Raw genomic sequence first — 6,191 nt, forward strand, 5'->3', positions numbered from 1 at the left:
CGATGCAACTGCATCTAATATAGATGCATCTGCATTTACTCGTCAAGATCCATGCACCTGCATCAACCCGCCTCGCCCTCAGGGCCGCGCGATCACCCCGCCGGTCATCGGCATCGGTACGCCCGTGGTGGCCGGATAGGACAGCGGCAGCCCCTTCAGACCGCGGGCGGCAAGGAAGCCGAAGGCCTGCGCCTCGATGGCGTCAGAGGCCCATCCGAGGGTCTCGGCGGCCTCGACGGTGGCCGAGCCCACGCGGTCCCTAAGCATGCGCAGCATGGTGAGGTTGCGGGCGCCGCCGCCGCAGACGATCCAGCTCCGGGGCCGCCGCGGCAGCAGCGGGATGACCCGGGCGATCGCAGCAGCGGTGAAGGCCGTGAGCGTGGCCGCACCGTCCGCCGGCGCCACGTCGCCGAGCTTGAGCGCGGCAAAGTCATTGCGGTCGAGCGATTTCGGCGGCGGGCTTGCGAAGAACGGCAATTCCAGCGCACGCTCGATCCAGCCTTCATCCGCCTTGCCAAGCGCTGCGAACTTGCCCTCCGCGTCGAACGCCTGGTTCATGGTGCGGTACATGAAGTCGTCGAGCAGCGCATTGCCCGGCCCGGTGTCGCAGGCGATCAGCGTGTCGTTGCCGTCGATATAGGTGATGTTGGAGACGCCGCCGATATTGACCACGACGATCGGCCCCTCGCGCTCCAGCGAATTGGCCAGCGCCCGGTGGTAGACGGGTACGAGCGGCGCGCCCTGCCCGCCGGCCTCGACGTCGGCGGCGCGGAAGTCGTGCATGACAGGAATATGGATCACCCTGGCGAGCGCCGGCGCATCGCCGATCTGTACCGTCAGCCGCTTCTCGGGGCGATGCAGCACGGTCTGGCCATGGAAGCCGACGATGTCGATGTCCTCCGGCCTCATCCGGTTCTGGGCGACGAAGGCGGCGACCGCCTCGGCATGGGCCAGCGTCACCGCGCGCTCGGCCTCGGCCAGAACGCCGGGCCGGGCATCGCGCTGCGACAGATGTACCGCCTCGGAGAGCGCCAGGCGCAGCAAGTTGCGCTCGGCGGGGCTATAGGGTCGGTAGCCGGACGGCCCGAACGCCTTCACCTGCTTCCCGTCGGTTTCGATCAGCGCGACGTCCACCCCGTCCAGCGAGGTGCCGCTCATCAAACCGAGTGCCGTCAACATCATGGATCAGCGTCCTCAACAGACCCCCTCCGGCATGCCGATCTTGTGCCAGAGGGACACATCTTATAATGCCACAGCGCCAGGTGGCGGGCAGCAACCGAGTTCCCACTAAAGACCCTTAAATTGCTCCCAAAACAGTAAACCAAGAATTGTCAGGCACGCCGACAGATGACTGCATTTAAATCGGATTTCCTCAACACCCTGCAGGAACGTGGTTTCATCCACCAATGCTCCGATTTCGAGGGGCTGGACGCGCTCGCCGCCAAGGGCGAGGCGACCGCCTATGTCGGCTATGATTGCACTGCCCGCTCGCTGCACATCGGCAATTACCTGACCATGATGATGCTGCACTGGCTGCAGCAGTCCGGCAACAAGCCGATCACGCTGATGGGCGGCGGCACCACCATGGTCGGCGATCCCTCCGGCAAGGACGAGACGCGGGCGATGCGCACCATCGCCGAGATCGAGGCCAACAAGGAATCGATCCGCGGCGTGTTCGCAAAGGTGCTCCACTATGGCGACGGCAAGAGCGACGCCATCATGCTCGACAATGCGGAGTGGCTGACCAAGCTGAACTGGATCGAGATGCTGCGCGACGTCGGCCGGCACTTCTCGGTCAACCGCATGCTGACCATGGACTCCGTGCGCCTGCGTCTCGAGCGCGAGCAGGAGATGAGCTTCATCGAGTTCAACTACATGGTCTGCCAGGCCTACGACTTCGTCGAGCTCGCCAAGCGTACCGGCTGCAAGTTGCAGATGGGCGGCTCCGACCAGTGGGGCAACATCATCATGGGCGTCGATCTCGGTCGCCGCATGGGCACCCATCAGCTGTTCGCGCTGACGACGCCGCTGCTGACGACGGCGTCGGGCGCCAAGATGGGCAAGACCGCGCAAGGCGCGGTCTGGCTCAACGCCGACCAGTTCTCGCCTTACGATTTCTGGCAGTACTGGCGCAACACCGAGGATGCCGACGTCGGCAAGTTCCTGAAGCTGTTCACGACGCTGCCGATAGCTGAGATCAAGAAGCTCGAGGCGCTCGGTGGCTCCGAGATCAACGAGGCCAAGAAGGTGCTCGCGACCGAGGCGACCGCGCTGCTGCACGGCCGCGACGCAGCAAACGAAGCAGCCGAAACCGCGCGCCGCACTTTCGAGGAAGGCGCGCTCGCAGAGAGTCTCCCGACCGTGGAAATTCCGCGCGGCGAACTCGACGCAGGGCTCGGCGTGCTCAACGCCTTCGTCAAGGCGGGCCTGGTCGCCTCCAATGGCGAGGCGCGGCGTCAGATCAAGGGCGGCGGCCTTCGCGTCAACGATGCGCCCGTCACCGACGAGAAGATGGCGCTCTCAGTGGCCAATCTGACGCCGGAAGGCGTGGTCAAGCTGTCCTTCGGCAAGAAGAAGCACGTCCTGATCAAGCCTGCATAGGCGTATGAGCTTTTGATGCTTGTCAGGGCGCGTCGATGCGCGCTCCCTGACGGGCAATGGACCAGAACACGCCCAGGGAGACGAACAAGAACGGCCTTGCGGCGACACCGCAAGGCGCCGTGCGCATCGCGCTCACCGTGCTTGCGCTCTGCTTCACGCTGGCCGTGCTGGGCCGCGGGCTCGGCGACAGCTTCACGGTGTTCCTGAAGCCGATCTCGGAAAGCTTTGGCTGGGACCGCGCGCAGATCGTCTCGGTCTATTCGCTCACCTGGCTCGCGAGCGGCCTCACCGCCCCCTTCGTCGGACGCCTGTTCGATCATTCCGGACCGCGCATCGTCTATGCACTCGGCCTGCTGCTGCTCGGCGCCGCCTTCCTGATCGCCGCGCACGCGCAGCATCTGTGGCAATTCCAGCTCTCGATCGGCCTCTGCGTCGGCATCGGCATCGCCTTCATCGGCATCGTGCCGAACTCGATCCTGCTCGGCCGCTGGTTCGGGCCGCGCCTGCCGACCGCGATGTCGGTGGTGTATTCGGCGATGGGCGGCGGCGTGCTGGCGCTGCTGCCGGCCTCGCAACTGCTGATCGATCACATCGGCTGGCGCGACACCTACCAACTGTTCGGCTTCGCCGCATTGGGCCTGCTGGTACCGCTCCTGCTCTTGCCGTGGCGCCTGTTCGCCGCGGGCTCGCCGCATGTCGTGAAGAGGACGGATCCTGATTTCGTCGACAACGGCTGGACGCTTCTCGGCGCGATGCGTCACCACGCCTTCTGGGCGCTGTTCTCGACCTTCTTCTTCACCGCCGTCGGCATGTATGCGATCGCAGCCCAGATTGTGGCCTATCTGATCGATGCCGGCTTTCCGCCGCTCCAGGCCGCGACCGCCTGGGGCTTCTCCGGCGTCGTGCTGGTGTTCGGGATGCTCGGCGTCTCCGCGCTCGATGGGCTGATCGGACGCCGGCCGTCCGTGCTGCTGAGCTACGCCATCTCGATCCTCGGTATCGTCCTGCTCTGGCTGCTGCAATATTCGCCGAACATTCTGCTGCTCACCGGCTTCGTCGTCTGCTTCGGCAGCATGATGGGCTCGCGCGGCCCGCTGATCAGCGCAACCGCGATGCGGATCTTCCAGGGCAAGCGCGTAGGCACCATCTACGGCACGATCTCGATCGGCAGTGGGCTCGGCTCGGCGTTCGGCTCCTGGAGCGGCGGCCTGATCCACGACGCGACCCACGGCTACAACGCACTGCTCGCCTTCGCACTTGCGAGCGTCGTCCTCGGAATGATTCCATTCCTGATTGTGCCCGCCTTGCGCCGATAGGTATCTCAGGGGTAACTTGATCGCATTCGCGCCACCGGAAAATTACGGACGGGACTGGTGCGAATACGCGCAAAAAATACGGGCTGCACGCGGCTGAAACCCCAGCCTGCGGTGTTATGTCCGACATGACAAAAATGTCAGCGCGGAATTTATCCTGGGTGGCTTGCGAGGAGGAACCGAATGCGGTCCAAGTCGCTAGATTGGATGGAGGGCAAAACCAATGGACTTTTCTTTTCTCTCTCGCTTTCAACCGGTTCTTCTGAGCCTGTTTCGCTTCATCACCGGCCTCTTGCTGTTCCAGTACGGCATCGCAAAGCTGTTCAAGTTCCCGCCTGTGCCGATGTTCGCAAAAGTCGAACTGATGTCACTCTACGGCGCGGCCGGGACGATCGAGCTGGTGGTTGGCGGGCTGTTGATGATCGGCCTGTTCTCGCGCCTCGCCGCTTTCATCCTCTCGGGTGAAATGGCCTTCGCCTACTTCATGGGTCACATGTTCAAGGGCGATGCGCCGGTGTTCCTGCCGCTGCTCAATGGCGGCACCGCAGCGATCCTGTTCTGCTTCGCCTGTCTCTACCTGTCGGCCGCCGGCGGCGGTCCGATCAGCGTCGATGCCGCGATGGGCAAGGAGAGCGGCGCAGCCGGCGGCGCGTTCGCCCGGCGCTGAGGCGCCCCCGGATCACTTCGCAAGCAACGCGGCACCGGCGGATTCGCCGGTGCCGCATCAACGCGCCCCCAGCACGTTCCAGATCAGAACGAGGGCCGCGACCAGCAGCACGGACATGATGATGCGATGAACGAATCGATTCATTGCCGGTCCTGCCCTGCTCCGTAGCTACCAGAATCCAACATCGATTTTCCCGGGCAGTCCGCATCGGCAGACGCCGAAACGCGGCGATTTGCCTGCAGAATTGTGCATCCGGCTGCGAACGGTGTTGCGCGCGGCAGCGCGCCGCACGCGTCCATTCATGATTGGTAAGAACTTCATGCTACCGACGCGAGCAATAACAACCATTTGTAGAGGCCGCGATGAAGCTGCTCAGCCATCTGAAGATCCGCACCAAGCTCGCCAGCATGGTCTGCCTCGCGGCGCTCACGGTGACGGCCATCATCGGCGTATCGGCCGTGCTCAGCAAGAGCCGCATGATGGAGGACCGCGTCCAGCAGATGCGGACCGCGGTGGAGCTGCTCTACAACTACGCACAATCGCTCCAGGACGAGGTTGCCGCCGGCAAGCTGACGCAGGCCGAGGCCAAGGCCCAGTTCCACCAGCGCGGCCGCCGCATGAGCTTCAACGGCGGGCAAGGCTACCCCGTCGTCTACAATCCCGACACCTCGCTGTTCGTGAACGGCGCCAACCAGCAGCTTGAAGGCAAGATCACCGGCGCGACCGACTCCAACGGCGTTCTCATCGCCGACGCCATCCTCAACGCGGCCAATCAGAATGCACAGGGCGGCGTGGCCTCCTATCTCTATCCCCGCCCCGGCCAAACCGAGCCCGTGCGCAAGACCGTGTTCACGCGCAAATTCGTCCCCTGGAACGTGACGATCAGCTACGGCCTTTACGTCGACGACATCGACGCCGACGTGCGCGCGCTGACGTTGGAGCTCGCTGCGATCGGCGTCGGCCTGATGCTGCTGATGGCGACGCTGTCCTGGCTGATTGCCCGCGATGTGCTCGGCGCGCTCGACCGCCAGAAGAACCGCATGCAGGCGATTTCCGAAGGCGCCATCGACAAGCCGGTCGAAGAGACCGACCGCGGCGACGAGATCGGCCGCATGGCAGAGACGCTCGAAGTCCTGCGTCAGACCGCGCTGACGGCCCGCAATCTGGAAGCCGAGCAGGTTGCCGCCAAGGCCCGCAGCGAGCAGGAGAAGCGCGAGGCCCTGATTGCGCTTGCCGACCGCTTCGATGCCTCCGTCGGCCAGCTCGTCGGCCTGATGGCCTCCGGCTCCGGCGAGCTTGAGACCACCGCCAAGTCGATGTCCTCGACCGCCGAAGGCACCAACCGCCGCGCCGCCGTGGTCGGCTCCGCCGCCACCGAAGCCAGCCAGCGCGTCCAGACCGTCGCCGCCGCCGCCGAGGAGCTCTCCTCCTCCATCACCGAGATCAGCCGCCAGGTCGCGCAATCGGCCGAAGTGACGGGGCGCGCCGTCGACAGCGCGCGCCGCACCGACACCATTGTGCGGGCGCTCTCGGACGGCGCCCAGCAGATCGAGCACGTCGCCGAGCTGATCTCCAGCATCGCAGCTCAGACCAACCTGCTCGCGCTCAAT

The 6,191-nt window shown here is 64.8% G+C and carries 5 protein-coding genes; 4 read left to right on the plus strand and 1 reads right to left on the minus strand.

Annotated features, from left to right (window positions below; translation table 11 throughout):
• Nucleotides 1-78: 78 nt before the first annotated feature.
• A complete protein-coding gene (locus tag XH79_RS11810; protein WP_271581769.1) occupies nucleotides 79-1,182 on the minus strand; it encodes an anhydro-N-acetylmuramic acid kinase in 1,104 nt (367 codons plus the stop codon).
• A gap of 165 nt (nucleotides 1,183-1,347) precedes the next feature.
• Here XH79_RS11810 and tyrS point away from each other — a divergent pair, with 165 nt between their 5' ends.
• The 4 genes from tyrS to XH79_RS11830 form a co-directional block, all read left to right on the plus strand.
• Nucleotides 1,348-2,601 (plus strand): tyrosine--tRNA ligase, encoded by a 1,254-nt coding sequence (gene tyrS, locus XH79_RS11815; protein WP_271581770.1) that lies wholly within the window; start codon nucleotides 1,348-1,350, stop codon nucleotides 2,599-2,601.
• Nucleotides 2,602-2,657: 56 nt separating this feature from the next.
• Nucleotides 2,658-3,917: an MFS transporter gene (locus XH79_RS11820; protein WP_271581771.1), complete on the plus strand. Its 1,260-nt coding sequence runs from the start codon at nucleotides 2,658-2,660 to the stop codon at nucleotides 3,915-3,917.
• Between the two features lie 220 nt (nucleotides 3,918-4,137).
• On the plus strand, nucleotides 4,138-4,581 hold the full coding sequence (locus XH79_RS11825) for a DoxX family protein (RefSeq protein WP_212336889.1): 444 nt from the start codon (nucleotides 4,138-4,140) through the stop codon (nucleotides 4,579-4,581).
• A gap of 362 nt (nucleotides 4,582-4,943) precedes the next feature.
• Nucleotides 4,944-6,191: methyl-accepting chemotaxis protein (locus XH79_RS11830; protein WP_271581772.1), on the plus strand; the 1,248-nt coding region annotated here is incomplete at its 3' end.

Source organism: Bradyrhizobium sp. CCBAU 45389 (assembly GCF_028128625.1).
Classification (GTDB): Bacteria; Pseudomonadota; Alphaproteobacteria; order Rhizobiales; family Xanthobacteraceae; genus Bradyrhizobium; species Bradyrhizobium liaoningense_B.

Coding starts and splice junctions, on each gene's coding strand:
- XH79_RS11810 (WP_271581769.1), bottom strand. CDS start 1,182: ATGATGTTGACGGCACTCGGTTTGATGAGCGGCACCTCGCTGGACGGG.
- tyrS (WP_271581770.1), top strand. CDS start 1,348: ATGACTGCATTTAAATCGGATTTCCTCAACACCCTGCAGGAACGTGGT.
- XH79_RS11820 (WP_271581771.1), top strand. CDS start 2,658: ATGGACCAGAACACGCCCAGGGAGACGAACAAGAACGGCCTTGCGGCG.
- XH79_RS11825 (WP_212336889.1), top strand. CDS start 4,138: ATGGACTTTTCTTTTCTCTCTCGCTTTCAACCGGTTCTTCTGAGCCTG.